Raw genomic sequence first — 26,031 nt, 5'->3', positions numbered from 1 at the left:
GGTCACCGAGGGCCGGCCAGTGTCGTCCTGTACGTCGTGACATCGTGGCGGCATGACCTTTGAAGTTCGCCCGGCGTCGGTGTTCGAGGACGTCCGGGCCCTGATCGGTCCGAAGTCTCCCGGCGCCAACGTCTGCTGGTGCCTGAGCTACCGGGTCCCGTCCCAGCTCAACAACGAACTCCGTGGCCCGGCCCGTGGTGAGTACGTCGGCCAGCTGTGCCGCAAGCAGCCGCCTCCTGGGGTGATCGCCTATGACGGCGACGAGCCGGTCGGCTGGGCTGCCGTGGCCCCGCGCTCGGACACGTCCTTCGCCCGCAGCCGCACCATCCCGCACGTCGACGATCTGCCGGTGTGGTCGCTGTGGTGCATCCGCGTGCGCCCCGGTCATCGCAGGCAGGGGGTCTCGCACGCCCTGATCGCCGGGGCGGTCGAGTTCGCCCGCTCCCACGGCGCACCGGTGATCGAGGCATATCCCCTGGACAACGGGGACGCCCGAGTGGACATGACGATGGCGTACCCCGGGCTCCGCAAGAACTTCGAGCGCGCGGGCTTCACCCACGCCGCCGACACCACCTCGGTGCTGGCCGGTCATCCCCGCGTCCTCATGCGACTCGGCCTGCGCTGACAGATGCCTCAGGGGCCTCGGCGGCTGGCTCCATGGAGTGCCTCGGGCACCGCCCTTCCCCGGCCCAGCGGCCTCTGCGGCCGACTCGATGCCGTCACACCGACGAGCCGCCTCCGGTCCCGTACGTCCGACGGTCACCACCGGCCGCCGGAGGCTACGCATGACCCGGGACCGCATGCGCACGCATCACCTACCGCGCCGAAACCTCCGCGAAGGAGACGTCGCCAGTGGTGCTGCACGCCCGGTACGCGGGCAGGCTGCCCGCCGCCCTTGAGGATCTCGCGGGGCCCGCACACGGCGTGGTCGACCTGCCCCTGCACGTCGCCTGGTCCGGACTGCGCTCCTACGACCTGGACCGGCCGCCCTTCGGATGGGCCTGTACCGCACGGTCCTGGCCGAGGGACAGCACGAGGACCTCGTCAAGCTCCTCAACCACGATCTGCTCGTCGCCCAGTGGCCGGTCCTGCGCGCCCTGGTCAGCCGGCACGTCCGGCAGGCGTGGGAGGACGCCTTTCCCGAGCTGGCGTCTTCGGCCGGGTCCGCCATCGCGTGAACCTCACCGGTCCGCACCGTCGGCTCCTGGCCGCGGTGATCGACATCGGCTACCCGTACCCCCTCGTCCTCGCGGGCGGGTACGTCGTCCAGGCCCACGGCCTGGACGACGCCACCGAGAACCCCGCCCCCATGGCCGACATCGTCGCCGGCCTGGAACGCGGGCTGACCGCGCGCGCTGGCGCGTGGAGATCATCGGCGCGGACCCGCTCTCCGCCCGCCTCATGGCACCGAACCGGACACCGGCGAGCGGTGCGAGGTCGACGTCCTCAAGGCGCACTTCTGGACACCTCCGGCCCAATACCGCCCCGTCCTCGCCTTCGACTCCGTCGTCGGCACCAAGGTCCGGGCCCTGGCCGACCGAGGCGCCCCACGCGACCTCATCGACGTCCACGCCGCCGCCCAGCACCGCACCCTCCACGAACTCGAACGGCTCGGCGAACGCCACGGCCGCGACGAGTTCCGGCTCACCGGCCTCCGCGACCGCCTCGCCGGCGCGGAGTGGACCGAAGACGACGAGTTCGCCGCCTACGGCCTCACCGCAGACGAGACGGCCTCCCTCCGCATGTGGGCCCTGGACTGGGCCACCGACCTCGACCGGCGCCTGCACGGCGACGACGACTGAGCCCCTGGTCCCACCCCCTAGGCCGCCGCCGCTGCCGCATCGGCCAGCGCCGGGTAGTCGTTGTAGCCCTCGGGGCCGTGTACGTGCATCAGGAACTCCGGGCGGAGCGCGTTGAGCGGCGCGCCCGTGCGCAGCCGCTCCACCAGGTCGGGGTTGGCCAGGAACCCCCGCCCCAGCGCGACCAGGTCGGCGCCAGCGGCCAGCAGCCGCTCGGCCTGGAGCCGGCCCGCGTCGGCGGCCAGCTCCTCGTGGGAGAGCCGGGGGTTGGCGATCAGGGTGCCGGGCCAGGCCCGGCGGATCTCCGTGAAGAGGGGCTGGTCCGGGTCGGAGTGGACCTGGTGCAGGTAGACCGGCCCCAGGTCCGCCAGGGCCGCGATCAGCACCGGGTAGAGCTCCTCGGTGTCGTCCTCCCGCACGCCGTTGACGTTCGTCCCCGGGGAGATCCGTACGCCGACCCGCTCCGGGCCGACGGCCTCGGCGACGGCCCGGACCACCTCGACGGAGAACCGGATCCGGTTCTCGACGGACCCGCCCCACGCGTCGGTGCGGAGGTTGGTGTTCCCGGCGAGGAACTGGTGGAGCAGGTGGCCGTTGGCGGAGTGGACCTCCACCCCGGCGAAGCCCGCCTCGATGGCGTTGCGGGCGGCGCTCGCGAAGTCGGCGATGGTGGAGCGGATGTCCTCCTCGCTCATCACGCGGGGCGTGACGCCCTCCCGCGGCCCGCCCGGGGTCTCCAGCGGTTCCGGGAAGCGCACGGCGGACGGCGCGAGCGGTACGTGCCCGCTGGTGTCGGGGTGTCCGACCCGGCCACCGTGCTGGAGCTGGAGGAACATCCGCCCGTCGGCGGTGCGCACGGCGTCGGTGACCCGGCGCCACCCGGCGATCTGGTCGGGGGTGTGGATGCCGGGGATGTGCGGGTAGGTCTGTCCGACGGCGTTCGGGGTGGTGCCCTCGGCGATGATCAGGCCGGCCGAGGCGCGCTGCGCGTAGTGGGTGGCCATGAGGTCGCCGGGCACCCCGTCGGCCCCGGCGCGGTTGCGGGTCAGCGGGGCCATCACCAGGCGGCTGGGCAGCTCCAGGCCGCCGAGGCGGGCGGATTCGAAGAGGCGGGATGCGGCGGGGGTCTGTCGTGTCTGCGTCATGCCGGTACCGTAGAACCTGACACCAGTGTCAGGTTCAAGGGCGAGTGTCCAGGAGGTGACCGTGCGGATCGGTGAACTGGCGGCGCGCACCGGGGTCGGTGAGCGTTCGCTGCGCTACTACGAACAGCAGGGCCTGCTGGCGTCCGACCGGACGCCCGGCGGCCACCGGGACTTCCCCGAGCGGGCCGTCGACCGGGTCATCCGGATCCAGGAGCTCTACGCGGCGGGCCTGAACAGCACCCGGATCGGGCAGATCCTGCCCTGCATGCGGGACGAGGACGGCGGCCCCTCGGTGCGTGCCACGCCGGCCCTGGTGGCCGAACTGGCCGGCGAGCGGGACCGGATCGACCGCATGATCGGCGACCTCGTCCGCTCCCGCGAGGTACTGGACGAGGTCATCGCGGCGGCGTCCGGCCGGACGGCCTGAGGCGTGCCCACAACGTCACGAGGGTGACCGGGTCTTGGCAGAGGCGGGCTCCCCGAGCCGGGCCCAGGCCCGGCCTGGCGGCTGATGGACTTCACCGCCGACGAGCTCGGCGAACTGCCGGAGCCCGCCTACTCGGCCGTGACCTGTCGGCTGGTCCTCCGTACAGGCCGCCGACATCGACGTGCTGCGCTGCTACGCCCTGCGTCCCTGATCGCCGCCCCGCGCCGGGACCCAGGGTACTTCGGCGCAGTCTTCAGTCGCCTGCTTGTTTGTGCAGGTCAGAGGTATGGCGCTGACGAGGAAGCGACTGAAGCGACTAAACTTCGAAGTCCCAAACGAGAAAAGTCCCGTCGGGCCGGTTCAGGCGCCGGTGGTCTGGGCCGGTCGCTCTCAACGCTCCGTCCTCCTGCCCTTGCAGCCCGCCGCGAGGGTGGTGGGGTCGACTGCTTCGGCCGGGGCTCCGGTGGCGTGGCGTAGAGGCCGTCGGGGAGGGTGTCGCGGTCGTGCGGGAGCAGCCAGAAGACGCGGCGTCGGAAGGTGCCGCTGCTGCGGGAAGGGTTGGCCTGGGGTCCGAGCTGGGCGTAGCCGACGAGGCGGCCCTCGCGGTGGTAGGCGGGTTTACCGCGGCGGGAGGGGAGGCGGTCGAGGGACTGGCGGACGTAGTCGAGTTCTTTGACGTCTTCGAGCCAGACGAGTTCGACTCCGTGGTGGATCTCGTCGTCGGAGATGAGGGAGCTCATGTGTTCTCCTCTTCGGCGAGCAGTCCGATGCCGGGGTAGTACTTCTTGGAGTTGGACAAGATCATTTCTTTGGGTGAGGCGAGGCCTGCGAGTTCGCGGGCCCGTGATGCGAAGGCACGGGAGGAGACGGCGGGCGCTCCTTGATTCTGACGCCGGGTGCGGTAGAGGCTGTAGAGGCGGGTCTGCTCGGCCCGGTGGTCGGCGTGGAGGATGCAGCGTTCCTCGAAGAAGCGCCCGGTGTGGTCTTCGGTCTCCGCGTACGCGGTGGTGGCGATGCGTACGGGTGTGGGTCCGGTGAGGCCCTTCTCGCCGGCGAGGTAGCGGCGGGCTCCGTCGATACTGAACAGGGACCGAAGGGACTGAGTTTTCTGGTTATGACGCCAATATGAACCAGTACTCCTTACACGCCCGCGCATACACGCACGCACGTAAAGGCTGGAAGAGTGAAAACTGAGTCCCTTCAGTCCCTGCCCTGATCCCGGAACCCCCTCTGACCTGCGGAAACGCTGAGGGACTGAAAGCCCCAGGGACTGAGGGACCGAACGGCAGGGACCCTGCGGTGAACGTTGCCACGCGCTGGGAGGTGAACCGGGCCCGGCCTAGAAGGCATTGCGGCGGCGCAGACGGAAGGGACGGCCGTCAGGGTCGACCAGCACGTGGTGGAGGGGCGTTGCCAGGACACGCATCGGGAACGAGAGGTCCGGCGGGCGGTAGCGGCGCAGACGGCCGGGAGGACGGGGGCCTCGGCACCCGTCCGCGTGCCAGTCGTCCAGAGCGGTGGCCGACGAGGCGAAGGCCTCGAAGGCGGTCTCCGGGTCGCACAGCGCGTCGTCCGCGGTCGGACTGTCCGCGGGACCGAGGTCGAGGTGCTCCCGGGAGAGTTCCAGACGCAGCCCCCGGGCGAACCGTCGGGCCCCGTCCCCCAGGCCGCCCGGGTCGCGGGGTGGTCGGCCGTCCTCCGTGTCGTCGAGCACCACGCAGCTGAGCTCCGAATCGTGAGTCCAGGAGCGGAGGTTGATGTTGTCGGACCCGACCGACGCCCAGACGTCGTCGAGGACGCACACCTTGGCGTGTACGTAGACGGGTACCCCCGCATGGTTCTCCAGCCCGTAGACCGCGACCCGCCCGCCGCCCGCCGCGCGCAGGGCGTTCAGGGCGGTGATGCGTCCGATGAGGTTCATGGGCAGGCTCAGCCGGCCGTCCTGTTCGGGCACGGACGGGATGACGGCGATCAGCCGCAGTCGGGGGTTGTCCCGCAGGGCCCGCGCGAAGGAGTCGATCACCCGGGGGGACCACAGGTACTGGTCCTCCAGGTAGATCAGGGAACGGGTCCGCCGCAGGGCCTTGAGGTAGCCCCGGGCGATGCTCCGCTCGCCGTCCGGGGCGAACGCGTAGCCGCGCAGCAGCCGGTTCGGGTACGTACGCAGGACCTGGACGGTGTGCGGTCCGCAGGGGGCCGGGTCGGGCAGCTGCGGGGGAAGGCCGTCGGCGTGCGTGTCCTCGTGGTGCCACAGCTCCCGCAGGCGGGTCAGCGGGCTGCGGGAGAGCGGGGAAGGGTCCTCCCAGCGCTCGCGGAAGACGGCCTCCACGTCGCCGACGACCGGGCCGCGCAGGGCCAGCTGTATGTCGTGCCAGGGCGGGTGCGGTCCGTAGGCCTGGGACATCGGGAGGGACTGGGGGTCGCCGCCGTGCGCGGCGTCGTCGTTGCGGTTGTGGCACAGGTCGATGCCGCCGATGTACGCGATGTCGCGTGAAGGGCGGCCGGGGTGGCGCAGCACCACCAGCTTCTGGTGGTGCGAGCCGCCGGGGCGGACCCGCATGTCGAGGAGGCACTCGCCGCCCGCGGCCTCGATCTCCTCGCCGAGGTGCCTGTTCTCGCTCTCACTGAACTGCAGCCGGTCCAGGTGGGAGCGCCAGACCAGGCCCTTGACGATCACCCCCCGCTCGGCGGCGCGGCCGAGGACCGTTCCGATCTCGGTACCGCGGCGGTCCTCGTCGGACCCGGTCCGGCCGGGACCGCCGTGCGGGGCGAGGCGTTCGTCAGGGTCGCCCCGCCAGTCGGTGAACAGCAGCAGGTCCCCCGCCCGCTGGGCGTCGATCCGTTCGAGCAGCTCCGCGAAGTACCCGGCGCCGTGTACCACCGGGCGGGCCTCGTTCCCCTCCGACCAGGCGTTTCCGTCGGGGCGGCGGTGGTCGAGGCGGGTGGCCGGGTTGCCCCGCTCACCGGGGGTCAGCAGCCAGTCGCTCCGCTCCATCGGCACCATCCCTTCGCCGAAGCGCCTACCCGCCGGCCTTGTGATCATCCCTGGAGGCCGGGAGGGCCCTCGGTTGCGGAGCCACTTGTCAGACCCGTCCCCTGACCCAGCCCCGGCCGACGTGACGGCAGCTGGAGCGGGCTCTGCTGGATCCCGCATGGCCGGCTCCGGCATGAACCCGCCCCGGATACCGCCCTGGACACCGCTCCGTGCGCTCGTTGTGGGCGAGGCAAAGGAACACGAGCCACGCAGCGCCGGCCCCGGCCTGAGGTCCCTGCCAGAGCGCGGTCGCCTGGGCAGGACACCGCACGACGGTGCGCATCGCGGTGATCAGGCGGTTGCCGGTGAGCTGGTGGAGGGACGGCACCCGGGAGCTCCTTCGTGGATCAGACCTCGATGTAGGCCACGACCACCACGGTGCGCAGCACGGTGACGAAGTACAGGACGCGGACGGCTTCGAGCTCGTCGGCGTACCGGCGCAGCTGGGGGCCGGTGGTGTCGCCGGGGATTGGGTCGCCGATGTCGGGGTCGACGGAGATGACGACCAGGGCGCGGTCCAGGGCGTGGATCTCCGCCTCGCTGGTGATGTTCTCCAGCTGCTTGGCGGCGGAGTCGGAGAAGGCGATCCGGGCGCGGCGCCGGCCGTGCTGCGGGGCCATCAGGCGACGGCCGGGCGCTGGGCTGCGAGGCGGGTGAGGTGAGCCTCGCGCAGTTCCTCCCACGGGGTGCACTGCTCGGGGTCGGGCAGGCCGTTGGTAGCGATGTCCTCGAGGATGGCAGCGAATCGGTCGGCGTCGGCCCGGGTCTTGGCCGCGTACGCGCGCACCGCCTCAGCGGCCGCGGGCTCCAGCTGCCGGGCTGCGGTGTCGGGGGCCGGCTGTTCGCTCATCGAGGGCTCCAAGGCGCGTAACTGGCGTGTCTCACCACGGTATCGCCGGGCCATCAGGCTCGGGACCACTCCGACCGAAACTCCTTCTCGAGTACGTTCCGTGGTGCTCGCAGGCGCCCGGGAGATCAACTTTTATGTGGCACGCTCTGCCCGCGAAACCGGCCTTGAGAGCCCCTCCAGGCTCCGAGAAACGGACATACAGGGACCCGGGTTTCAGGCAGCGTGACCCTTTCCCAAGGGAGCGTGACCGTGCGGTCAAACTTCAGTGAGACTGATCAAACCTCGCTCGACGGGACGTGTGCCCAACCGTGTCACGTTCACGGACGGTGAGCGTGACACCTCCTGGCAGAGCTTCCAGATCACTCACGGCGCCGCCCCTTCTCCCCCACCGCCCGCACCCAGGGGGCAACGGCGGGTGTCCCGGCCGCATCGCCGGGACACCCGTTCAGTTCCGCCATCCGGAGGGCCCTGCGCTGCGGTGTGCAGTGGCGAGCGCATCGGTACGGAGCCTCGTCGCCGGTTCTGCCGCGGAGCGCCTGGTCGATGCCGTGCCTACAGGCGTGCACATCCCCAGCATTCGTTACAGAGAGGGTCAGTGTGATCACGCAACGCTACGGCGATCTGGAGATCGGCTTCGTCACCAGCTTCGACGCCGAGTTGGAGTAGATGTACCGGCTCGGTGGCGTCTACTACGTCGTCAGGCCGAACGTCCCAGCCGGGTGGAAGGTCACCGGCGATGTGCTGGTGGAACTCAAGGACGGCAAGCTGCTGCCCCGCGGGATCCTTGCGCTGAGGGACCACTCGCCGAACGGTGATCTGCTCAGGCCTCCCGCCCACTACGACCCCGTCGAATTCACGTATGAAGGGGCATCATCCGCCGCGCCCTCCGTCCGGTGGCCCCACCCGAGTACGTCGCGCTCGGCGACTCGTTCTGGAGGCCGGACAACCTGGTATGCGTCAAGAAGGAACACGCCGGACGCGCCTACGCCCGACAGGGCGGGACCGGCCGGGAGCGGATCGGCCACCACTTCGACAAGGCGGCCTGGGCGATCCTCGCTCCGCCCTATCCGAACGGCGACAGGGACGAGCACCTGCTCATCCCCCCGGGCAACTTCCTCATCGGGCCGAGCGAGCGGCCCGCGCCGAACTCGGTGACCTGGGTCCTGGACGTGCCCGCGGTGGTGGAGAAGGGCCCCGATCGCACCGCTACCTGGAAGGTGGCGAACTCTCCCTTCTGCAGGATTCAGCGCAAGCGTCTCTATGAGCTTGTCGTCTACTACCGCAACCGGACGTCGGAAGCCCAGCCCGCCGGAGGGGCGGACCACCTCCAGGAGCGCGACGTCCTCGGCGGAGTACAGGGGGACCGTGGTCACCCCGCCCTGACGCTCGTAGTCGACCTCCACCGAGCCGACCGGGGACAGTCAACCCAGGCGCACCACCTGGTCGAAGTCCCTGCGGCGCACGCCCAGGCGCACCGCAGCCTGGTCGGGGCCGAGGGGCACATGCCGGTCGATGAGGGCGGGCAGGTCCCGGCGGCGGGCGAGGGCGGCCACCTGGTCCGGGTGGACGTCGGAGTCCGGCCTTGACGAGGCGGCCGACCGCCGAGGCCGTCACCCTCGGCCGGAGAATCGGGAGCGGCACCCCCAAAAGGCCCCCGTCAGCCGGTCCGCCTCCCACTCCGCCCCCACCGGACCGCGCAGCGCCGCCTGCACATGCTCCGCGTCGGCGCCTTCGGGTGTGAGAGGCCGGCGACAACAGCGTCAATGTTGGACCCCGGGCGCCGAGTGATCGAGGAGCCGGGGGCTATGCGCGGAGCCCGGTGGCGAAGCGGACGAAGCCGGCAATGCGCGGGCTGAATGTCGGCCCGCACTGCCCGCTGAGAGCCGCACGCACCCCCGCTGCCACATCAGCGTCCGGTGCACCGAACACCTCGAAGCGCTCCACCTGGCAGTGCTTCATCACCTCTTGGATGTAGGGGTCCGCCAACTTCCAGTGGAGGCGGACCGCGTCGGAGTCCAGATAGAGCTGGAAGCTGTGAGCGAGCATCCGCTCCTCGTCCACGAAGGTCTCCACCATCAGCTGAGGCCCGTGCTGCTCCGCGAACGCAACTGCCCTGGCGACAGCGTCGCGGAAGCCCTCCAGGTGCCCCTCGGTGATGCGCATGGTGTTCCGGAAGAGGAGAATCGTCGAATCGTGAGTGGTCATGACTAGACCTTCACCCCTCAAGCATGGTTGAGGTAAAGGAGGTCGAGCATGGATTCTTCCGCGACTTCGTAGGCATCGCTCCGGTCAGGCAAGGTGCCGCACTGAACGCGCCTGCCACCACCGCCGACCTGCCGAGCGTGGTCATCGGCGCCGAGCCGCCGGCCTGGCCGCCGCCCAACTCACCGCCCACGGCCTGACCGGGCTCACGTACGCCTCTTCTCCACCTGGTCCGAGGTGGTCGACCCGGCGGCCGAAAAGCTCCTGGCCCCCACCGGCTGGGACGCCCACGACGGCTGCTCCTACCCCTCCGGCGGCGACTGGGCCGAGCTGCTCGCCCGCAGCGGGCTACGGCAGGCGCGGTGCGGGCCAGGCCGGCTCCCAGCGCCAGGCCGCCCCACCGCTGCGGGTGCGCGAACAGGCCGGAGCGTTCGGTGAGCATCGCGAGGACCTGGTCGCGGGCGGCGTCCACGGCCTGGTGCCCGGTGTCGGTGACGATGCCGAGTCGCCGCACGTGCGCGTACCCGTCTTCGTCCTTCCACTCCCGGCGAGTGAGGCCGGCGTCGACGACCAAGTCCACGGTGAGGTCGAAGGTGTCGGAGCCGTCCGCCGTACGGCGGGTGGGATGCTCGAAGTTCACGTACCAGTTCCGTCGCCCGTCGCCCGTCGCCGTCGGAGAAGTAAAAGGCGTTGACGCTGAACCACGCTGTCGGAGGCTTCCACAGCAGCAGCTCGGTCTCCTGCCACACCGCGCCATCGCGTCGACCGCCTCCGTCCGCACCGACCGGTCGCCCTCGTCGCGGGCCTTGACGTACAGGGCCGGCCATCGGGTCTCCGCCCCCGGCGAGCAGGCGGCTACCAGGGCCTCGCTCGCGTCGGCGATGAAGCGCAGCGCGTGCTCGCTCCACACCCGGCCCGTCTGGCCCGTCTCGAAGCAGCGCATCGCACCCTCCCTCAAGGCACCGACCGGAACGTCCAGCCGGACATACCCAGCCCAGCGCCCATCGGAGGTGGCAAAGCCGCCTTCCGAGCACAGCTTGCCCAGGATCCCCTTGGGCTTACCCGCGACTACCGACGCCAACCGATCCCGAACACGCCGCAGCGTTGGCCGCCGGAAGTCCGGCCGCCACGGGCAGCGACCGATTCCTGTCCCGCAACGCGCGAGGCGTTCGGTATCGGCGACCAGTCAGCGCAGGCCGCAGGCGTTCAGGCGGCCCAGGCGCGCCGCGGCCGACGACAACAGGGGCTCCTGGCGCGCTCATGGCTTCCGCCAACCTTGATCGATCTGCACCGTGGACCAGAGGCGGCTGCCGAGCCGGACGAGAGTGGTGGGGAAGACGAGTCGGCCCTGGCCGCAGCGGCGAACCGGAAGTCGAAGCGCTGGTGAACGAGCCGGTGATCAGCAGCAGGGTGCGGTGATATCGCAGTCAGGCCTGACGCTCCCGCCTTGGGAGAGAGTGAACTCCACCTCGGTGTAGCTGCAGCCTGCCGATGGCGAAGAGCCGGTCGCGTTCCGCCTCATCCACCGCTAGGCCGCCGGCCGGCACGAGGACTACCAGCCCGCCCGGGCCTCAGATCGGTCACGCGGGCGGCGCGCCGGAGCAACCACGTCCTGCCCGGCGTACGCCCGCAGCCGACACCGAACGCCCCCCGGAAGCGCGGGGCAGCCGCCGCGAGCACCCGCGCCGGCGCTACCGCCGCCCGCCGAACGCCCACCGTGCCGAGAGCAAGAAGACGCCGACGGCGCAGGACAGGACGCCCGCCATGCTCCCTCGTGGTCCGAACCCCGGCGCCCAGCCGGGAAACTGGGCAAGTGATCGAACGTCGCGCCCTGGGCACCGGCCCGCGCCCCGCAGCTCCCCCTGCACCGCCCACGGACGGCCGCCGGGCCCGCCTCGCCGCCGAGCCGGCCGAAGTGCCACACCCGGCCGCTGAGGGGCCCGCGGCCGCGCCCCGCTCCCCCCGGTTGAGTACCAGGCGATGATGACGCCGAGAGTGGGGGCGGATCGGAAGCGTGTCGCAACATCGCTCCGGCCACGCCATCGGACAATCGTGCTGTGACTGATGAGCGCTCAGGAGTACATCGTTGGGCTGCAATCTTGACAATTGCCGCCAGCGTTCTAGCCGTGCTGAGTTTCTTCGGGATCAAGGGATGCAATGAGCAGCCTGAACCTCCTCCTCCTTCTCCTCCGGTGTCTCAGAGCCCTCTTCCCGAGTCGACGAAATCGAAGCCTGAGGAGATCGCTCCTCCGCTACCACCACCGTCACTACAGTCGCAGGAGAAATACCTGGCCGACCTAGAACCGATGCCAGGGGGCTACCCTCCAGAGAGGGGATCGACCGACCTGCAGGGTCGAACATTTGCTCAAAGTGTGTCTTTCTCAGTCGACAAGAACTCGCTTCCAAGTAGCTATGCGGAATACAACCTTGGCGGCCGCTGGAAGTCGTTCGATGCCACTATCGGAGTACGAGACGACTCCCCAACGGGTGGCCGGATCACCTTCCAGGTGTCCGTGGACGGTCGCTCCGAATTCAGGCGAGAACTGGGCGTGGGCGAGTCTGAGAAAGTAAGCATCAACGTAGCAGGGGCCCTCCGCCTCATGCTCAAGGTTTCCTTCACGGCAGGCGAGTACTACGACAACTACTCTTACGGCTCCTGGGGAGATGCCCGACTTTCAAGATAATCAGATGCGCAGTCACAGCAGAGAACAATTACTTTCGGTGACTTGTGGGGTGTTGATCGAGCCACTGCTGCCGCCCTGGCCCGAGCGGTCCCCGGGGCCGAAACCGGTGTCGGCCCGGTTGTGCCTGCAGGGCATCCTGTACGTCCTGTACCAGGACATCGGGTGGCAACTCCTCTCGCTGGAGCAAGGGTTCGGTTCCGGACAGACCTGTTGGCGCCGCCTGGGCCGCTGGCAGGGGCCTTCGATCAACTGCACCGCACTCTGCTCGCGAAGCTGAACGCGGCTGGCGAACTCGACTGGCCCCGCGCGTGTGTGGACGGCTCCGACGTCCGCGCGAAGAAAAGGGGAGCCGCGACCGGTCCGTCACCGGTCGACCGGTGCAAGACGGACAGCAAGCACCATCTAATCTGCGACGGGCGCTGCAACCCGCTGCACGTCATCACGACCGCGGCGAACGTCAATGACGTCACGCAGACCTCGTCCTGGTCGACGGCACCCCGCCGCTGGCCGGCCGCCTGGGCCGTCCCCGCCAACGCCCCGACGCCATCCTGGGCGACAAGGCGTACGACTCCTGCGCTGTGCGCCGTGAACTTCGGCGCCGCCGGATCCTGCCGATGATCTCCCGCAGGGGCCCCGAACATCAAGGGCCTAGGCAAGCTCCGTTACGTTGTCGAGCAGACCTTTGCCCTGCTGCACCAGTTCAAGCGCCTGGCCGTGCGGTGGGAGCGACGCCTCGAACTCCGCGACACCTTGATTTCGTTGGCCTGCAGGCTGATCTGCTGGCGACGGCTCAAGAAGGCTGCCGGACCGTGATCGCACCTCCCCCGTGGCGGCAAGGTCCCTTTTCGACGGCGGCGAGTGCGCTGCGACACCCACCACGGGCTCGCTCGCTACTCACCCGTCTGGCACGAACGACCCCCGGTCGGAGGCTCGTTGTAGGTGATCACGACCGGCGCGTTGGCCTGCGTCCGTGCTCGGTCCGAGGCCGTCGCGATCTCCTCGTAGGTCCATTCCCTGTATAGGCGCTTCCCGTGGGCATCGGTGATGTCGATGACCACGCCGGTCCACTCCTCGGCGGGCTGTTCGGGGACGAGTCCAAGTTCGTACGTGGCGTCCTGGAGGAGGGATTCGGTGACACGTATGCCGGTGAGTCTTTCGGTCAGAGCGAGGACCGCTGCCTTCCCGTCGACGTCCGGCGCGCTCTCATCGTGCTCTCCCTCAGCGGTCAGGGGGAAGCCGACATCCCGCAGCAGAGGGACCAGTTCATCGGGGGTGTTGCCGTCGCGCGACGAGGGGCCCTCGAACGTCGTACGGAGCCCACCGTCCTCGAACCAGTGGAAGAGGTGGATGGGCTTGCCGCCGTTGCTCGAGTGCGCCACAACCCGGCCGCCCTTCGACAGCGTCTCCACGCACGCGCCCTCGATCCCCAAGCCACCGTCGAAGCCCAGGACGAGTGTCCAATCGCCGTTCTCGCCCGGAATGCTGAAGGCGCCCGCGACGTAGGACTCGTCCCAGTCCACCTCGGCGCGGTGGGCGTCGTCCGCCTCGATCAGCCCGGCCGTTCCCTGCCCGGTGCCGCGCGGTACCGCCTCCATCGCGCGCAGCACCTCGTGCGGGCTCCGCCCCCGTATCAGTGTCAGGGTGTATCCGCTCTCCATTGCGTGGCGGAAGATCGGCGAGGTGCGGATCCAGGCGTAGTCGTGCGCGGTCACCAAGTTCATGCAGCGCAGTGTGCCTGATGCCTATGACAATGCCCGGCGCACGCTGGCGTTACGTCTGGAGCCCTCCCCCAAGTCGCGCCGTTGAGTCCATATCAGCAAACATGATCTTGTTACGAGCTCTTAGTGCAACCGTCCAGACAACCCTCCAGACCCCTTCCGGTGCAACCCTCTTCGGGGCCTTCAGTTCGTCCAGTGCTGAATCACGTACGTCTCGTACGGCACGACGGCCCCGTCGACGGCAGGTTGGACGGTGGTGCCGGTGCGGGTGAAGCCGGCCTTGGCCAGGACGCGGCCGGAGGTCGGGTTGGCGGGGTGGTGCATGGCTTCCACGCGTTCCAACCCGGCGGTGGTGAAGGCGAAGGCGACGACCTGCTGGGCGGCGTCGGTGGCGTAGCCGCTGCCCCAGGTGTCCTCGCGCAGGATGTAGCTGATGGTCCCCATGACGGGCGAGCGGCGGCGCAGGGCGATGAGCCCGATCATCTCGTCGGCGGTGAGGATGCCCCAGCTCCACTGCGCCCTCGGCATCTCCGCCGCCTGGGCAAGGGTGCTGCAGATCTTCTCCTGAGCTTGGTCGAGGGGAAGTGGCCTGCCGGTGGTGTAGCGGACGGAGGCGCCACTGTAGATGCGGGTGAGGGCGGGGGCGTCGTCTAGGGTCAGGGCGCGCAGGGTCACCATGCCGCGGTCAGTTCCTTGGCGGTGGGGCGGTCGGTGGGGTTCGGGTCCAGGCAGGCGGTGAGGGTGGCTTCGAAGTCGGGGAACGGCCAAGGCCGTACGTCGGTCAGCGGGGTGGTGCGGCCTTGGGCGATGACGGCCAGCTTGTCCAGGCGGTCGGTGCTGTCCTCGTAGGGGACGGGGCGGTGGCCGGTCCAGCACCAGAACAGGGAGGCGCCCGGGCTCCCCACGTCGGCGGCAGGCTGCGCTTGGACGTGTGTGTCTGCGGGGGCGGCCAGGATGACGGTGGCGATCTCGGGGGCGGTGGTGTGGGTCAGGGCGCCGCGTACGGCAGGCGCCGTTCGAGGTCGGGGGCCGCAGGCGAGGGCGTAGTCGATGACTTCGGCGCGGCCGTCTGGGGTGATGAGGGCTGGATGTCGGCGTGGGCCCATCCGGCGGCGTGCCAGAAGTCGTTGCCGGGCAGCGCGAGGGTGGAGGCGTGACGGCGGCCCAGCCAGCGGACTTCCTCGCCGGCGCGGACGTTGGTGTCGGTGATGGCGTGCTCGAAGCGGATGTACTCGGTGACCGGGTCGGACACGATCCGGGCACGGGCCACCTTCACGCCGCGGGCGACGGTCCGCTCCACCAGCGGCAGCCACCCGCTCCAGTACGTCGAGTCGTCCGCGGGGACGCTGCCGTCCCTCAGGAACGTGCTGTAGACCTCGCGTTCCTCACCGACGGCATAGACGTCACGCAGTTCCAGGTGCAGAGCCTGCACACGGGCAGAGTCGAGCAGGGTGTCAAAGCTGGGTGCCGGCGGCTTCTGCGGCATCGACGCCCTCCTGATCTGCTCCACCATCCGGACCGAGACACGGATGACCGCCTCGTTCCGCAGGCCGCCAGGGTCATCGCGTCCGCGAGCTTGCCCTGGAAGACCAGCTCCGGCCCTCGCGGGGTGTCGGTGTCCGCCCACACCGCCGGGCAGTTCCCCCCACCCGAGTTCGGGTCCGTACCGAAGAAAGGAACGCCATGATCGCCTCCCGAGCGAGCCGGTTGGGCACAGTTGCGCTACGACCGCCCCGCGTCGTGGCGGCGCCGGTCAATAGCCGAGCGGCACCAGGCGGCCGGCTGCTGCAGTGCGCTGCGGCGCACTGGGCACTGGTTGCGGAGACCTCCAGACGCTTCAGGAAGCCGTCTGGGCGGTCGTGACGTGGCGGCTCAGGCGTCGTTGTCCTGAGAAGGCATATATCGAACCCGTTCGCCGGCGCATGTCGGTGGTGAGGAGATCTGCTGGTGTCAGCGAGCAAGCGAGGTACTGCGGTGGCTGTGGCCGCGGTCGGCCTGGTGGCGTTCACCGCCACCGCGGCGGATGCCACGTCGGTCATCGGCTTCGGTAACAGTGCGCACGACAACCGGTGTGTCAACAGCGGCTCGGCCCGCGTCGCCGACGCACGGCACGCAGCCGGCGGTCTGGTGTCCCATCTACTTGCCCTGCCGTTTTCCGCGCCAGCCAACCAGTGCGGTGATCTGGGCCTGCCCAAGGAAGACAAGGCCGACCAGCCCGCGGAGAACTTCCACGTCGACGTCGCTGAATGAGCGACCGGCGTGCCCGTTCTCAGCCGTGAGCCCTGCCGTCTGTGTCCCGGCTGTTGCCAGCCGGTCTAAGAGAGCTCTTCCTTGCACACCCTCATCGGCGTCGGTCCGCTCCCGGTGATCGGGCTGTGCAGGCTGTGCGCCGACGGCAGCACGCTCCGCTCGCTGCGCCAGGCCGACGTGCCCGTGGACTCGCAGCAGCGCGCCGTGCTGGAGACCGTGGCCATCGCGATGGCGTAACCCAGCCCCCTGGGCAAGCCCCCGGCTTGCCCAGCAGCGTGAGTTCGTGGCGCGTGCCCATCACGGTTTCCAGCGTCTCCCCGGGAAGAACGCCTGTTCGTCCGGATCCAGGGCAGGCATCACATCCGCTACCAGGTCGTGCAGATCGGCCATGGTCTCTCCGCCTGCCAGCTCCGCCCGCACCCACCAGGGGAATTCCGACCGTGTGAGAGACAGCAGCACCTCCGGTCTCAGGAAGGGAAGAAGGCGGGCGGGCGCTTCGGGGTGGGTGGCGTGAAGTCGGTCAGTGCGCGGCGCTGCTGTTTCGCCGGCGATCTGCTGCGCGAGGACGTCGCGGTCGATGTACGGGTCGACGGCGGCGAGGACCACACTCTGGAGTTCGTCCGGCTCCAGGGCTTCGACCTCCCACTGCACCGGGCGGCGGGGGTCGAAGCCGTAGCGGCGGGCGAACGCCTGCGTGGACGACCAGGTCAACCGGTACCTGGCCACCGGCAAGCTGCCGGCGGGGACCGGACCTGCGTCAAGCAGGCGGGGTAGCGGCCTGCGGTTCACGTTCCGCGTGTGCGGGCCAGCAGCTGGTCAGGAGGGAGGTGCTACCGCGCACCGTCGTCGGAGCGAACCCCCGCACCACCGACGACCTCGCCATGCGCCATGCGGCATGCGGCATGCGTGAACCGGCCTGTGGGCTGTTGCCTGGCAGACGCCGTGAGGGGTCCGGGAACGCATCGGCGGGCCCTCACAGTCCGTGGCGGCGCACCGCGCGGCGCGGTACGCGAGGGCCGGGGGCTCGTGGTCTCCTGGCCCTCGCGCGTCTCGGGTGCTACTTGAGCACGCCCGCCCCCGTCGTGGTCGCCAGCGACGTCGGAAGGTTGCTCGCCGAGGGCTCCAGGCCCGTCGTGAGGGTCGGTGTCCAGTTGACCGTGGTCTTCAGGTCCTTGGACGAGGCGGCGTTGTAGGCGGCGACGAGGTCGGTCACCGTGTCGTTGACGAGGTTGCCGGAGCCCTTGACCGAGCCGGTGCCGTCACCGCTGAGGAGCTTCGCGGCCTTCGCGCCGGACGGCAGCTTCCAGTAGTTGTTCTCCGCGACGACCTGGGCCTTGGCGCGGGAGTTGATGCTGTACTGCGGCGTGTACCCGTTGAGGGGTGTGACGTCGTAGTAGTTGTTGTAGATGTGGATCTGACCGATGCGGGCCAACGGGGCGCGCTGCATGATGCCCTTCCACACGTTGTGGTGGATGGAGACGCGCAGCTTGCCGACGCTCTCGGTGTCGCTGCTGCCGATCAGCATCGTCTTGTCGTGGTTGGTGAACTGGTTGCGCGAGACGGTCACCAGGTCGGATCCCTTGGTGATGTCCAGGGCGCCGTCGTGGATCTGGTACTCGCGGCCGAAGTACTTGGGGTTGGCGCTGTCGAAGTGCGGCGCGTCGGTGAACGTGTTGTGGTCCGCCCACACGTGGGTCGCGCCGCGCAGGGACACCGAGTCGTAGTTGGAGTTCCAGTTGCCGTCGTCGCCGTCGGTCGGGTCCCACTGAGGGAAGCAGTCCTCAGTGGCGGCGAAGGTCAGGTTTCGGACGATGACGTTGTCCACGTTCTGAATCTGGAGCATGGCCCCGGTGAGGCCCGCGTTCGTGCCAGGGACGCCGACGATCGTCGTGTTGGCGGGGACCTTGAAGACAATGTTCTTGCCCTGCTTGGCCTGGGCGGCGGCGCGTGCCGTCTCCTGGGTGCCGGAGGGCAGCTTGGAGCGGCCGTAGGTGGCAGGGTCGTAGGCCTTGAGGTAGGCCGACAGCGAGTAGCCGGTACCGAGGGCGTAGTCGGCGCAGGTCAGCTTCTTTCCGCTGTCATCGGTGTTGGCGTCGATCATGCCGTTGATCTTGATGATACGGGGCGCGGTGTCGGAGACCGAGCCCAGTGCCTTCACGAGCTGCGCACGGGTGGAGACGGTGACGGTGTGCGCGGCGTCGGCCTTCGTGCCACCGGTGGTCCCCGTACCGGAGGACGCCCAGCCGTCCTTCGCGGTGAGTGTCTGGTGGTACAGGTCGACGGTCCCGGCGTTGGCGTTCATCACGACAACACCAGAGCCGACGCATGCGGCCACGACGGCCGCGCAGATGACGGCGGCACGACGGGAGCGGAGGGACCGGCGGTGGGAGCGAGCAGTCACGGGGCTTCCTTACAGGGGAGAGGAACGGGGTTACGCCTGTCAGTGGCCGCCGACCCGTGAAAGGTTGCCGCGGACGGGGAGCTTTTTTTGCAGGCCCAGGTCAGCAACCGAACCTCATTCGGGACGAGCGCGCATCGATCCAGCCGATCGTCTTGACGGCTGCGGGCCCCCTGCCCGTCCCTGCTCGAGACCGGGAGCGCCGTCAGGTGGCAGGCGTGCTGACCAAGCGCTTGCTTACTGCTACTCTTGCGGATCTCGTCCAGACATTCCCATGTCGCACACATGACAGGCACAGGCGCCGGTTCCGGGGCCCCGAGGTCGCTGCGAGGAGACATCGCCCGTGGCCACAGTTGTCGATGACGCCGCCTCCGTGGAGTTCCATGCCTTCTTCGAGCGGCACCACGCCGAATTGGCCCGGCTCGCACACCTGTTGACCGGCGAGGCGGATGCCGCCGACGACCTGGCCGCGGATGCGCTGCTCGCGCTGTGGCACCGCTGGGACCGGGTGCGGGCGAGCAAGCAGCCGGTGGCGTACGCGCGGGGCGTGGTCGCCAATCTGGCCCGGACGCGGATACGCAGAGCGGTGCGCGAGCGGCGGCGTATCGCGCTGTTCTGGGCGCAGCGGGAGGAGAAGACAGAGAATCCGGACGTGGCCGGGGTGGTCGACGTACAAGGGGCGCTGCGCAGGCTGCCGTTCCGGAAGCGGGCGTGTGTCGTGCTGCGCCATGCGTTCGACCTGTCCGAGAAGGACACCGCGATGGCCCTGGGCGTGTCGATCGGTACGGTGAAGAGCCAGACGTCGAAGGGGATGGCCGAGCTGCAGCGGCTGCTCGGCGCGCACGACGCTCCGCGTAAGGTGCACGCGGCGATGGCGCGTACCGGGAATGCCGGAGGAAGGGACCGATGACCATGCGGCGGGACGTGCACGACGAGCTCCGCACCCGGCTGCACGAGGCGGCCGGGGCGCACCGGCCCGACCGCGCGCGGATCCTGGCACGGCTCGAGCGCGGCATGACGCAGGAGGACCTGCCCCGCTCCCCTGCGGCCCGCCCTCCCCGGTTCGGCTGGGTGCGCGCGGTGGGCGTCTCCACGGCGGTCGCGGGGATCCTCGCCGCCAGCGGCTACGGCGTGTCCTCCCTGGTGAACGACGAGCCTCCGCAGCAGACGGTCGCGGTCCCGCCGACGCCCGCCCCCACCTCCGCCTCCACGCCCACCCCGTCGACGGACGCGACGCGCCGGGCTCCCTCGCCGGTGGCCCCGACGTCCGTGGATCCGGCGCCGAGCGCCTCCCGCGAGCCCCGCGAGCCCCGCGTCTCCCCGCCGCGTACGCCCGACGCCGGCGCGCCCGCCGCCGGTGAGCAGGACGGGTCGCTGTGGTCGGACGGCTCCGTGGACCCGCACAGCAACGACTTCTGGGCACAGAGCAACGTCACCCTCAAGACGCGCGAAGAACTGACCGCGGTGACCGTCGAGTTGCGGATCGCCCAGACCGGCGGGGTCACCTCCACCGGTGCGTGGCGGTCGCTGCCCGAGGCCGACTTCACGCTGACGATCGCCGAGAAGGACGGTTACCTCGTCCACACCTGGGTGCTCAAGCAGGGTCGTACGGTCCCGGCCGGCCAGTGGATGTTCGCCGGGCAGTACAAGCACGCCCGCGGCGGCCGGGACGCCCGGGACGACCGCTACGCGGCCACCGCCCGGACGCGGAGCGAACAGCTGACCGTGGCGGGCGACTTCGCCCGGCACGACGACTGATCACGAGAACGCGGCAGCCCTTCCCCACCCGTGGCGATCAGAAGGCGCTAGCTCTTCCCCACGCAAGGACGGGACATGACTGCACGAGCTGAGCAGCGCGTCCGCCACCGTCGCCGGGTCACCGCCCGCCGGGCGGTGACCAGCGGAGCCGCCACCCTCGGGCGACATGCGGAAGGCCTGGGCCTGGGCCTGGGCCAAGGGAACTTCCGAACCACGACGGCTGACGCAGACGTGACGCGCCCGTGCGTTCTGTCACCACAGGAAACGCGTACCAGTCCTGCCGTGGACCGGGTGCGCGCAGGCCGGCCGAGGCCGGCAGGCGTGCCCCAGCTCACGCCGCGGCCGTCCGGTTCGCCGACTCGGCGACGCGGCGGAATCCAGCGTTGATGCGGCGCGCCTCCTCGAGCTGGTCCTCAAGGATGAGGATCCGGCAAGCGGCCTCGATCGGGTGCCCTGGTCGACGAGTTCGCGGGCGCGGGCGGCGATGCGCAGCTGGTAGCGGGAGTAGCGGCGGTGTCCGCCAGCGGAGCGGAGCGGGGTGATCCGTCGCGCAGAATTCCCACCCTCCACCGACACGCGGTGTTCGTCGGCAGCCCGGCGACGGTCTGGTGGTAGGCGCCGTGCAGCGCGCCGGCGAGTTCGGCCACGTGCCCGGCGGCTCCCGCGTCCAGGCCGAGCGCGGTGAGCACGGTCGACTGGGCCTCCTCCCGGCGGTCTCCGGCCAGGGGCCTCACCCGCGGGTCGCTCCACCGATCGCCCGCGCACGGCGTAGACGTCGCGGCGGCGCAGACAGCGGTGCGGGTGCTCCAGCACGCAGAAGGAGTACGCGGCCTTGTCCGCCAGGCCCGGCTCCAGGCCGGGGGCGGCGAACACCAGGCGCCGCCACGACCCGCCCACCAGGGAGTCGGAGACCTTCGCAGGCGTCGATCTTCTTGCGGCCGATCAGGTGCGGCAGCTGCTTCAACGCCTGCACCACCGGGGCCCCGGCCTGCACCGCGCCGAAGTCGACGACGTCGACCAGCAGGCGGATGAAGCCGCGCACGGTGCTGTAGTGGGTGGCGAGCGCGGCCCGCCACTCCGCTTCCTCGTCGCCCTCCTCACGGGGGACGACCTCGGCGATGACGGCCAGGGCCTCGGTGAGCTTCTCGCAGGGCACGATCTTCTCGATCGCCGACCACGCGTCGACCACCGAGACCCGCTCCCCGGTATCGGTCGCCGGCGCGGTCTCCAGCAGCACCCCGACCGCCTTCGCGACCCGCCCCGCCCCCCCCCGGGCAGCCTCGGCAGGGACTTGAGCTTCTCCTCCTTGCCCACCCGCTCCGCCCGCGACAGCAGCCGAGACGACATCAGCACGTCCAGGAGGTCCAGGGCGTCATCGACGGTCGCGGTCTCCAGGTGCTGCACGGTGGCCAGCAGCGTCGCGGTCTTCCGCGACTCCTCCAGGTCCCGCAGGGTGGGGGCCTTCGAGCCCATCCCGTACCGGGCCAGCCCCGACAGCCCGGCCGCCGGCACCACCGATGTCGGCACCAGGTGGGCGCCCAGGCCCTGGACCTCCTTCGCCCGCTGAAGGGCCGCGGTCATGGCCGCCCCCGAGACCCGCATCAGCGGGGTCAACGTCGTGATCCCCGGCAGCAGCACCCGGTTGTCCACCAGCCACACCACCGCCCGGTCGAACACCGCCCTCGGCCCCTCCAACGACGCCCACACTTGCGCCGCCACGAACGCGCGGACCTCGTCCTCGGCGGCCGGGAACTCGCGGTAGCCGCGGGCGTCCCGGATCTCCCACGCGTGCTCGTACCGGCTCTGCCGCCGGGCCCCGTACGCGCCGTACTCGTCCGGCTCGACGTCGAGCTGCTCGGCCGCGAACCGCACCACCGCGTCCGGCACGAGCGACAGGTCCTCGGTCGGGAACACGCCCAGCATCCGGACGCAGCCCCACTGCACTGCCGACCCCAACCGGTTCGCCGCGGCCCGCTTCGCACGAGCCAGCCCGAGCGCATGCGCGTCCAGGCGGAAGAACTGCTCCAGCTCACCGGGGGAGGGCACGGCAGCGAACCGGCCGAAGCGGGAGACCTGATCATCAGAGAGGAAATCAACTGGCGGTGGCTCTCCGATCAGCGCAGGGATGTCCGCGCCGGGCAGATGACCGGCGAGCGGGCGACCGAGCTGGAGGAACTCGCGATCGTGTGGGACACCACCGACGCCGCCTTCGCCGAGAACCTCGCAGCCGTCATGCTGACGCCCTGCCGCCTCACCCGGTAGTCCGTCCACCCCACCCGCATCGACATCTCGGCCGGTGGCAGCCGTTCGAGCCGTATGACCCGCGGAGATCACTCCGGCGACCGGAGTTCAGGCGCAGGCAGGATCAGCTCTGCTGGTGCAGGGCTTCGATGTAGGCGTTGAGCGCTGGTGAGGTTTGGGACTGTTGGCGGGTCACGGCGTAGAGCCGTCGGGTCAGGCTGGTACCGGCGACGTCGCGAATGGCCAGGCGCGGGTCTGCGGCTGGCAGGGTCAGGTCGGGCAGCAGGGTCACCGCGCCTGCGCTGCGGACGAGTTCGAGCTGGACGTCGGCATCGTTGGATCGGTGTCGGAGGTCGGGGTCGAATCCTCCGTGCGCCCGGCAGGTCCCGATGATCATTGCGTGGTGTCCGGTTCCGCTGCTTGAGGAAGCCCATACCTCGTGGCGCAGCGAGGAAAGAGCAACGGGCCCGGGGCGGGAGGCGAGTGGATGCCCTGCCGGCAGAACCAGGCGTGTCCCTTCGTGAAGGAGCAGGTGATGGTCCACGCCGTCGGGGCGCGGGCGGGGATGGCCTTCGTACTCGTCGCTGATGACAAGGTCGACGGTTCCCAGGCGCAGCTCGGGCAGGGCCACTTCGAGTTCGAGTTCGGTGATCTCGACCTCGACGAGTGGGTGCGAGCGTGCCACTTCCACCAGCGCGGGGATGAGCAGACGGCGGGCTGCCGATTGCAGGCCCACGGCTCGGATCCTGCCGCGGACTTCCTGGGTCAGGTTCGCCAGTTCGGTTTCGGCGGTTTCGGCGACGTTCAGCAGGACGGTGGCGTGACGGGCGAGCACTTTTCCGGCGTCGGTGAGCCGGACTCCCCGCCCGGCCGGCTCGACCAGGCGGGCACCGGCTTCCCGCTCCAGTACTGCCAGCTGCTGGGAGACCGCCGAGGGGCTGTAGCCGATCGCGGCGGCCACGGCGGCGAGGGTCCCCCGCTCGGCGAGTTCGCGAAGCATCCTCAGGCGGCGGAGATCAGACAAGACCATCCACACATCCTAATCAATCAGCTCCATTATTCATCGCTGGTCCTTACCGGCGGGGTGGGGGACGCTGGAGGTCGCCGCTGGTCGGTCCCAGGGGCATCTCACGCTCCCCGCCGCCAACGGAAAGCACTTACGCTCACATGAACGCGCGCATCCCCTCCGCCCCTGCGTCCGGGATTTCGTCCTCGGTCGGAGCGTCGGTCATCTTCGGGATCATTTTCATGATCCCCCCGCACCTTCTGCCGCTGGATCCCGAGCAGATCCTGGGATACCGCATCATCGCGATGGTCGCCTTCCTGGCTGCCTTCTTCTGCGCGGCGCGGATGTGGGACCAGGCCGCGGCGCTGGTCGGCCGTCTGCGCGCAACACCGCATCTGGCCGGCGTCCTGGTCGTGGACGCCGCTCTCCTGGGGCTGCAACTGTGGCTTTTCGGATGGGCGCCCCAGAGCGGGCACGGCCTCGATCTGTCGCTGGGCTATCTCATCCTGCCGCTGGTCATGGTGGTGGTCAGCGTCGCGGTCTACCGCGAGAAGCTCTCCCGCTGGCGGATCGCGGCCGTGCTCTGCGCCGCTGCGGGAGTCACGGCGGCCGTAGTCGTCGCCGGCGGGCTGCGCTGGCCCACCCTGCTCGTCGCACTGGGGCTTCCGCTCTATTTCATCAGCCGGCGCGCCTTCGCCCTGGACTCAGCCGCGGCCCAGCTCTTCGAGCTCAGCGCGATGCTCCCCTTCTCGGTCTTCGTCCTGGCGGCCAAGCCGTCGCTCGGCACGGTCATCCACCGCCCACAGCTGATCGCGGGACTTGTCCTGCTTGGGCTTCTCAGTGCCGCCGGGTTCGCGCTGTACCTGACCGCCAGCCGTGTCCTGCCGTTCTCCCTGTTCGGGGTGCTCAGCTACGTCGAGCCGGTGCTGCTGGTGCTGGTTTCCCTGACGTTCCTGGGCGAGCCGTGGCAGTCGGCTGACACCTTCGTCTACATCCCGATCTGCGCCGGGCTCGTTCTTCTCGCGTTCGAATCGGCAGCAAAAGAACCCGCCACGCCGAAGCAGCCCGCCTCTCAGGTCGACAGCGCACGCCCGTGACTCAGCGGCTGCGGGCCGAGATCGAGGGTGCCGCACAGCCGCTCATGTCTCGCGAACCCAGACACGGCCGGCAGTCTTCCACCGGTTCGCGGGCCGGCTGGGACTGGCTCGAAGCCCACGCGGTCCCGGCCCGGTTCACGGTGATCCCCCCGACGGCGGCCGGTGACGGGCCGGGCCGCGGCGGCGCGGGCGCCAACCTCCGCGGTCCGCATGCGGTCGGCCGTTTCGTGTTCGGCGTCGACCGCGGCCTGGAGCAGGCGTTCGGCCACCAGAATCCAATCGCGGTCCCGGCCGGCCACCGACACCGCGCATGCCCAGTCGGCATCAAGAGAGGTCAGCTCGAGAACCCGCCGCGGCGCGGCGGGGCAGCGGCACCAGCAACTCCTGCGCCGCCGCGAGGACCTCGGCGTAAACGTGGGCCGCACGGCCGGCGTCGGCGGCAGCGCCGTGCAGGGTGCCCGAGGTCTTGCCGTACACCTCGCCCTACACCTCCAGGGCCTGCTCCTGGGCGGCGCCGGGCCTGACCCCCGTCAGGCGCTCGGCGATCCTGGCGGCCCGCCCCAGGTGGTAGCCGCCCGGCTGGGCCAGCTCCCCGCGCAACGGTCCGGCCGCCGGATCCGCGCCGGCAGGGCGGGGCGGCGGTACGGCGGCAGGCGGGCGGGCGGGCATGCGGGCGGGCGGGCGGGCGGGCGGGCGGGCGGGCGCAACGGCCAGGCGTCCAGCAGGTTGGTGGCGGCCGCCTTCAGCCCGACCCTGCGGGCCGGGCCCCGGCAGGCTCAGCAGCGCGTCGGCCGCGCCCCGCAGGCACACGACTCCGCGACCTCCCCCGGCCGCTCCACCGAGACCGGCAAGGACCCGCCGCGCATCCCGCAACAGGTCCAGCGCCCGTACGCCCCGCGGGCCCTGCGCGGTAAGCGCCTGGGCCAGGACCTCGTCGACCGCAGGGAGTTCGTCCTCGCCGGCCGGCGGCGTCTGGTCGCTCACCGGTGCACCGTAGAGCCCGCGGGCCGGCAACCGGAGCGGAACCGGACAACCCGGCAAAGGGGCCCTGCAACCTCTTCCCGCTCTCCTCCGCTGACCGGCGGAATCGTGGAATGCCGACCGTCGGCAACGCCCACGTCTGGGGCGGTGGCGAAGGCGGCGGCGATCGCGAGCGGGCCGAGGTCCGCGTCGGTCTGCTGTCGAGCAACAGGGGGTTAGGGGTGTGCCAGGCGCGGGTCAGGGCGCCCTGGTGAGACGTGGACCACATTTCGAGATGGAACAGCGTCTTCTCGATTCCACCCCTCGACCTGTGAAGACGTGGAAGGTCGAGAAGGCACGCCGGTAGCGGTGGCCGCGGGTCGGCGGGTCGCGCCCGGGCCCGTGTCCTGCCACGATCGGCTCACGCACCGGGCCCGCGAAACCGCTCAGCACCCCAACTCC

Annotated in this window: 28 protein-coding genes and 7 pseudogenes; 15 read left to right on the top strand and 20 right to left on the bottom strand. The window is 70.4% G+C overall.

The genetic code is table 11. The features are described from left to right. The first annotated feature begins 52 nt into the window (after nucleotides 1–52). The 3 genes and pseudogenes from ACZ4WZ_RS20555 (at nucleotide 53) to ACZ4WZ_RS20545 (ending at nucleotide 1,802) form a co-directional block, all read left to right on the top strand. Nucleotides 53–625 (top strand): GNAT family N-acetyltransferase, encoded by a 573-nt coding sequence (locus ACZ4WZ_RS20555; protein ID WP_467892271.1) that lies wholly within the window; start codon nucleotides 53–55, stop codon nucleotides 623–625. A 185-nt stretch (nucleotides 626–810) separates the two neighbouring features. Next, nucleotides 811–1,178, top strand: a pseudogene (locus tag ACZ4WZ_RS20550) (hypothetical protein). Continuing rightward, nucleotides 1,175–1,802 (top strand): annotated as a pseudogene (locus tag ACZ4WZ_RS20545) (nucleotidyl transferase AbiEii/AbiGii toxin family protein). Before ACZ4WZ_RS20550 ends, ACZ4WZ_RS20545 begins: the two co-directional pseudogenes overlap by 4 nt. Before the next feature lie 17 nt (nucleotides 1,803–1,819). Here ACZ4WZ_RS20545 and ACZ4WZ_RS20540 read toward each other — a convergent pair. Then, nucleotides 1,820–2,944, bottom strand: a complete 1,125-nt coding sequence (locus ACZ4WZ_RS20540) for an alkene reductase (protein WP_467892269.1) — start codon at nucleotides 2,942–2,944, stop codon at nucleotides 1,820–1,822. Nucleotides 2,945–3,005: 61 nt separating this feature from the next. On the opposite strand from ACZ4WZ_RS20540, the gene ACZ4WZ_RS20535 reads away from it, so the two are divergent. Beyond that, nucleotides 3,006–3,371 (top strand): MerR family transcriptional regulator, encoded by a 366-nt coding sequence (locus ACZ4WZ_RS20535; protein WP_467892267.1) that lies wholly within the window; start codon nucleotides 3,006–3,008, stop codon nucleotides 3,369–3,371. Nucleotides 3,372–3,649: 278 nt separating this feature from the next. Here ACZ4WZ_RS20535 and ACZ4WZ_RS20530 read toward each other — a convergent pair whose 3' ends face one another. The 5 genes and pseudogenes from ACZ4WZ_RS20530 to ACZ4WZ_RS20510 form a co-directional block, all read right to left on the bottom strand. Continuing rightward, nucleotides 3,650–4,111 (bottom strand): DUF6009 family protein, encoded by a 462-nt coding sequence (locus ACZ4WZ_RS20530; RefSeq protein ID WP_467892266.1) that lies wholly within the window; start codon nucleotides 4,109–4,111, stop codon nucleotides 3,650–3,652. Next, nucleotides 4,108–4,449 (bottom strand): annotated as a pseudogene (locus ACZ4WZ_RS20525) (DNA primase); the annotation flags it as partial. The pseudogene ACZ4WZ_RS20525 and the gene ACZ4WZ_RS20530, both read right to left, overlap by 4 nt. 261 nt (nucleotides 4,450–4,710) lie before the next feature. Further along, nucleotides 4,711–6,366 (bottom strand): phospholipase D family protein, encoded by a 1,656-nt coding sequence (locus ACZ4WZ_RS20520; RefSeq protein ID WP_467892264.1) that lies wholly within the window; start codon nucleotides 6,364–6,366, stop codon nucleotides 4,711–4,713. A gap of 386 nt (nucleotides 6,367–6,752) precedes the next feature. After that, nucleotides 6,753–7,025, bottom strand: a complete 273-nt coding sequence (locus ACZ4WZ_RS20515) for a hypothetical protein (RefSeq protein ID WP_467892261.1) — start codon at nucleotides 7,023–7,025, stop codon at nucleotides 6,753–6,755. Next, a complete protein-coding gene (locus tag ACZ4WZ_RS20510) occupies nucleotides 7,025–7,255 on the bottom strand; it encodes a hypothetical protein (RefSeq protein ID WP_467892260.1) in 231 nt (76 codons plus the stop codon). The genes ACZ4WZ_RS20515 and ACZ4WZ_RS20510 overlap by 1 nt, the downstream gene beginning before the upstream one ends. 893 nt (nucleotides 7,256–8,148) lie before the next feature. Here ACZ4WZ_RS20510 and ACZ4WZ_RS20505 point away from each other — a divergent pair. Further along, nucleotides 8,149–8,841, top strand: a complete 693-nt coding sequence (locus ACZ4WZ_RS20505) for a hypothetical protein (RefSeq protein ID WP_467892258.1) — start codon at nucleotides 8,149–8,151, stop codon at nucleotides 8,839–8,841. Nucleotides 8,842–9,058: 217 nt separating this feature from the next. Here ACZ4WZ_RS20505 and ACZ4WZ_RS20500 read toward each other — a convergent pair whose 3' ends face one another. After that, nucleotides 9,059–9,460 carry a hypothetical protein gene (locus tag ACZ4WZ_RS20500; protein WP_467892256.1) on the bottom strand — a complete coding sequence of 134 codons (402 nt, stop codon included), beginning with the start codon at nucleotides 9,458–9,460 and terminating at the stop codon, nucleotides 9,059–9,061. Between the two features lie 23 nt (nucleotides 9,461–9,483). Here ACZ4WZ_RS20500 and ACZ4WZ_RS20495 point away from each other — a divergent pair, with 23 nt between their 5' ends. Beyond that, the gene (locus ACZ4WZ_RS20495; protein ID WP_467892254.1) at nucleotides 9,484–9,657 is read left to right on the top strand and encodes a hypothetical protein; all 174 of its coding nucleotides are present in this window, start codon (nucleotides 9,484–9,486) and stop codon (nucleotides 9,655–9,657) included. A gap of 287 nt (nucleotides 9,658–9,944) precedes the next feature. Here ACZ4WZ_RS20495 and ACZ4WZ_RS20490 read toward each other — a convergent pair. Next, a pseudogene (locus tag ACZ4WZ_RS20490) lies at nucleotides 9,945–10,214 on the bottom strand (ribonuclease FAU-1 family protein); the annotation flags it as partial. A 1,300-nt stretch (nucleotides 10,215–11,514) separates the two neighbouring features. Between ACZ4WZ_RS20490 and ACZ4WZ_RS20485 the strand changes: the two are divergent. Together ACZ4WZ_RS20485 and ACZ4WZ_RS20480 are read left to right on the top strand one after the other, a co-directional pair. Next, a complete protein-coding gene (locus tag ACZ4WZ_RS20485; RefSeq protein WP_467892252.1) occupies nucleotides 11,515–12,141 on the top strand; it encodes an NPCBM/NEW2 domain-containing protein in 627 nt (208 codons plus the stop codon). Between the two features lie 4 nt (nucleotides 12,142–12,145). Further along, nucleotides 12,146–12,954 (top strand): annotated as a pseudogene (locus ACZ4WZ_RS20480) (IS5 family transposase). 77 nt (nucleotides 12,955–13,031) lie between these two features. On the opposite strand, the gene ACZ4WZ_RS20475 reads toward ACZ4WZ_RS20480, so the two are convergent. The 4 genes from ACZ4WZ_RS20475 to ACZ4WZ_RS20460 all read right to left on the bottom strand — a co-directional run bounded on the left by ACZ4WZ_RS20475 (nucleotide 13,032) and on the right by ACZ4WZ_RS20460 (nucleotide 15,345). After that, nucleotides 13,032–13,862 carry a DUF6461 domain-containing protein gene (locus ACZ4WZ_RS20475; protein WP_467892250.1) on the bottom strand — a complete coding sequence of 277 codons (831 nt, stop codon included), beginning with the start codon at nucleotides 13,860–13,862 and terminating at the stop codon, nucleotides 13,032–13,034. A 180-nt stretch (nucleotides 13,863–14,042) separates the two neighbouring features. Continuing rightward, nucleotides 14,043–14,537, bottom strand: a complete 495-nt coding sequence (locus tag ACZ4WZ_RS20470; RefSeq protein ID WP_467892248.1) for a GNAT family N-acetyltransferase — start codon at nucleotides 14,535–14,537, stop codon at nucleotides 14,043–14,045. Continuing rightward, nucleotides 14,531–14,764, bottom strand: coding sequence for a hypothetical protein (locus ACZ4WZ_RS20465; protein ID WP_467892245.1), 234 nt, complete (start codon nucleotides 14,762–14,764; stop codon nucleotides 14,531–14,533). The genes ACZ4WZ_RS20470 and ACZ4WZ_RS20465 overlap by 7 nt, the downstream gene beginning before the upstream one ends. 83 nt (nucleotides 14,765–14,847) lie before the next feature. After that, nucleotides 14,848–15,345, bottom strand: a complete 498-nt coding sequence (locus tag ACZ4WZ_RS20460; RefSeq protein ID WP_467892243.1) for a DUF6879 family protein — start codon at nucleotides 15,343–15,345, stop codon at nucleotides 14,848–14,850. Between the two features lie 461 nt (nucleotides 15,346–15,806). Here ACZ4WZ_RS20460 and ACZ4WZ_RS20455 point away from each other — a divergent pair, with 461 nt between their 5' ends. Continuing rightward, nucleotides 15,807–16,109 (top strand): hypothetical protein, encoded by a 303-nt coding sequence (locus tag ACZ4WZ_RS20455; RefSeq protein WP_467892242.1) that lies wholly within the window; start codon nucleotides 15,807–15,809, stop codon nucleotides 16,107–16,109. An 81-nt stretch (nucleotides 16,110–16,190) separates the two neighbouring features. Then, nucleotides 16,191–16,346: a hypothetical protein gene (locus ACZ4WZ_RS20450; protein WP_467892239.1), complete on the top strand. Its 156-nt coding sequence runs from the start codon at nucleotides 16,191–16,193 to the stop codon at nucleotides 16,344–16,346. A gap of 60 nt (nucleotides 16,347–16,406) precedes the next feature. Here the strand turns inward: ACZ4WZ_RS20450 and ACZ4WZ_RS20445 are convergent, their stop codons facing one another. Both ACZ4WZ_RS20445 and ACZ4WZ_RS20440 read right to left on the bottom strand, forming a co-directional pair. Continuing rightward, the gene (locus ACZ4WZ_RS20445) at nucleotides 16,407–16,820 is read right to left on the bottom strand and encodes a hypothetical protein (RefSeq protein WP_467892237.1); all 414 of its coding nucleotides are present in this window, start codon (nucleotides 16,818–16,820) and stop codon (nucleotides 16,407–16,409) included. 346 nt (nucleotides 16,821–17,166) lie between these two features. After that, a complete protein-coding gene (locus ACZ4WZ_RS20440; RefSeq protein ID WP_467892235.1) occupies nucleotides 17,167–18,510 on the bottom strand; it encodes a pectate lyase family protein in 1,344 nt (447 codons plus the stop codon). A 340-nt stretch (nucleotides 18,511–18,850) separates the two neighbouring features. On the opposite strand from ACZ4WZ_RS20440, the gene ACZ4WZ_RS20435 reads away from it, so the two are divergent. After that, nucleotides 18,851–19,417 (top strand): SigE family RNA polymerase sigma factor, encoded by a 567-nt coding sequence (locus ACZ4WZ_RS20435; RefSeq protein WP_467892234.1) that lies wholly within the window; start codon nucleotides 18,851–18,853, stop codon nucleotides 19,415–19,417. Beyond that, nucleotides 19,414–20,265: a hypothetical protein gene (locus ACZ4WZ_RS20430; protein ID WP_467892233.1), complete on the top strand. Its 852-nt coding sequence runs from the start codon at nucleotides 19,414–19,416 to the stop codon at nucleotides 20,263–20,265. The genes ACZ4WZ_RS20435 and ACZ4WZ_RS20430 overlap by 4 nt, the downstream gene beginning before the upstream one ends. A 331-nt stretch (nucleotides 20,266–20,596) precedes the next feature. Here the strand turns inward: ACZ4WZ_RS20430 and ACZ4WZ_RS20425 are convergent. Then, nucleotides 20,597–20,841: pseudogene (locus ACZ4WZ_RS20425) on the bottom strand (hypothetical protein). A gap of 154 nt (nucleotides 20,842–20,995) precedes the next feature. Next, a complete protein-coding gene (locus ACZ4WZ_RS20420) occupies nucleotides 20,996–21,502 on the bottom strand; it encodes a hypothetical protein (RefSeq protein ID WP_467892426.1) in 507 nt (168 codons plus the stop codon). Between the two features lie 168 nt (nucleotides 21,503–21,670). Between ACZ4WZ_RS20420 and ACZ4WZ_RS20415 the strand changes: the two genes are divergently transcribed. Next, the gene (locus tag ACZ4WZ_RS20415; RefSeq protein ID WP_467892424.1) at nucleotides 21,671–21,832 is read left to right on the top strand and encodes a hypothetical protein; all 162 of its coding nucleotides are present in this window, start codon (nucleotides 21,671–21,673) and stop codon (nucleotides 21,830–21,832) included. 95 nt (nucleotides 21,833–21,927) lie between these two features. On the opposite strand, the pseudogene ACZ4WZ_RS20410 reads toward ACZ4WZ_RS20415, so the two are convergent. Next, nucleotides 21,928–22,311, bottom strand: a pseudogene (locus ACZ4WZ_RS20410) (DUF4158 domain-containing protein); the annotation flags it as partial. On the opposite strand from ACZ4WZ_RS20410, the gene ACZ4WZ_RS20405 reads away from it, so the two are divergent. Beyond that, nucleotides 22,264–22,527, top strand: a complete 264-nt coding sequence (locus ACZ4WZ_RS20405; RefSeq protein ID WP_467892231.1) for a helicase associated domain-containing protein — start codon at nucleotides 22,264–22,266, stop codon at nucleotides 22,525–22,527. The pseudogene ACZ4WZ_RS20410 and the gene ACZ4WZ_RS20405 overlap by 48 nt on opposite strands. Nucleotides 22,528–22,630: 103 nt before the next feature. Here the strand turns inward: ACZ4WZ_RS20405 and ACZ4WZ_RS20400 are convergent, their stop codons facing one another. Continuing rightward, nucleotides 22,631–23,536 (bottom strand): LysR family transcriptional regulator, encoded by a 906-nt coding sequence (locus tag ACZ4WZ_RS20400; RefSeq protein WP_467892229.1) that lies wholly within the window; start codon nucleotides 23,534–23,536, stop codon nucleotides 22,631–22,633. 137 nt (nucleotides 23,537–23,673) lie between these two features. Here ACZ4WZ_RS20400 and rarD point away from each other — a divergent pair, with 137 nt between their 5' ends. Further along, nucleotides 23,674–24,609, top strand: a complete 936-nt coding sequence (gene rarD / locus ACZ4WZ_RS20395; RefSeq protein WP_467892227.1) for an EamA family transporter RarD — start codon at nucleotides 23,674–23,676, stop codon at nucleotides 24,607–24,609. A gap of 324 nt (nucleotides 24,610–24,933) precedes the next feature. Here rarD and ACZ4WZ_RS20390 read toward each other — a convergent pair whose 3' ends face one another. After that, a complete protein-coding gene (locus ACZ4WZ_RS20390) occupies nucleotides 24,934–25,086 on the bottom strand; it encodes a hypothetical protein (protein ID WP_467892225.1) in 153 nt (50 codons plus the stop codon). A gap of 6 nt (nucleotides 25,087–25,092) precedes the next feature. After that, nucleotides 25,093–25,593, bottom strand: a complete 501-nt coding sequence (locus ACZ4WZ_RS20385) for a hypothetical protein (protein ID WP_467892223.1) — start codon at nucleotides 25,591–25,593, stop codon at nucleotides 25,093–25,095. Nucleotides 25,594–26,031 lie beyond the last annotated feature (438 nt).

The sequence above is a fragment of the Streptomyces sp. NPDC029122 genome (assembly GCF_055569445.1).
The sequence above is the reverse complement of the archived record's forward strand: the minus strand, read 5'-3'. Positions and strand labels throughout refer to the sequence as shown.

Bases quoted from the DNA above. Each gene is read 5' to 3' on its own strand.
- ACZ4WZ_RS20430 (WP_467892233.1), top strand. From the start codon at position 19,414: ATGACCATGCGGCGGGACGTGCACGACGAGCTCCGCACCCGGCTGCAC.
- ACZ4WZ_RS20555 (WP_467892271.1), top strand. From the start codon at position 53: ATGACCTTTGAAGTTCGCCCGGCGTCGGTGTTCGAGGACGTCCGGGCC.
- ACZ4WZ_RS20515 (WP_467892261.1), bottom strand. From the start codon at position 7,025: ATGGCCCCGCAGCACGGCCGGCGCCGCGCCCGGATCGCCTTCTCCGAC.
- ACZ4WZ_RS20475 (WP_467892250.1), bottom strand. From the start codon at position 13,862: ATGAACTTGGTGACCGCGCACGACTACGCCTGGATCCGCACCTCGCCG.
- ACZ4WZ_RS20530 (WP_467892266.1), bottom strand. From the start codon at position 4,111: ATGAGCTCCCTCATCTCCGACGACGAGATCCACCACGGAGTCGAACTC.
- ACZ4WZ_RS20500 (WP_467892256.1), bottom strand. From the start codon at position 9,460: ATGACCACTCACGATTCGACGATTCTCCTCTTCCGGAACACCATGCGC.
- ACZ4WZ_RS20520 (WP_467892264.1), bottom strand. From the start codon at position 6,366: ATGGAGCGGAGCGACTGGCTGCTGACCCCCGGTGAGCGGGGCAACCCG.
- ACZ4WZ_RS20510 (WP_467892260.1), bottom strand. From the start codon at position 7,255: ATGAGCGAACAGCCGGCCCCCGACACCGCAGCCCGGCAGCTGGAGCCC.
- rarD (WP_467892227.1), top strand. From the start codon at position 23,674: ATGAACGCGCGCATCCCCTCCGCCCCTGCGTCCGGGATTTCGTCCTCG.
- ACZ4WZ_RS20460 (WP_467892243.1), bottom strand. From the start codon at position 15,345: ATGCCGCAGAAGCCGCCGGCACCCAGCTTTGACACCCTGCTCGACTCT.
- ACZ4WZ_RS20400 (WP_467892229.1), bottom strand. From the start codon at position 23,536: ATGGTCTTGTCTGATCTCCGCCGCCTGAGGATGCTTCGCGAACTCGCC.
- ACZ4WZ_RS20495 (WP_467892254.1), top strand. From the start codon at position 9,484: ATGGTTGAGGTAAAGGAGGTCGAGCATGGATTCTTCCGCGACTTCGTA.
- ACZ4WZ_RS20405 (WP_467892231.1), top strand. From the start codon at position 22,264: ATGCGCGTCCAGGCGGAAGAACTGCTCCAGCTCACCGGGGGAGGGCAC.
- ACZ4WZ_RS20470 (WP_467892248.1), bottom strand. From the start codon at position 14,537: ATGGTGACCCTGCGCGCCCTGACCCTAGACGACGCCCCCGCCCTCACC.
- ACZ4WZ_RS20540 (WP_467892269.1), bottom strand. From the start codon at position 2,944: ATGACGCAGACACGACAGACCCCCGCCGCATCCCGCCTCTTCGAATCC.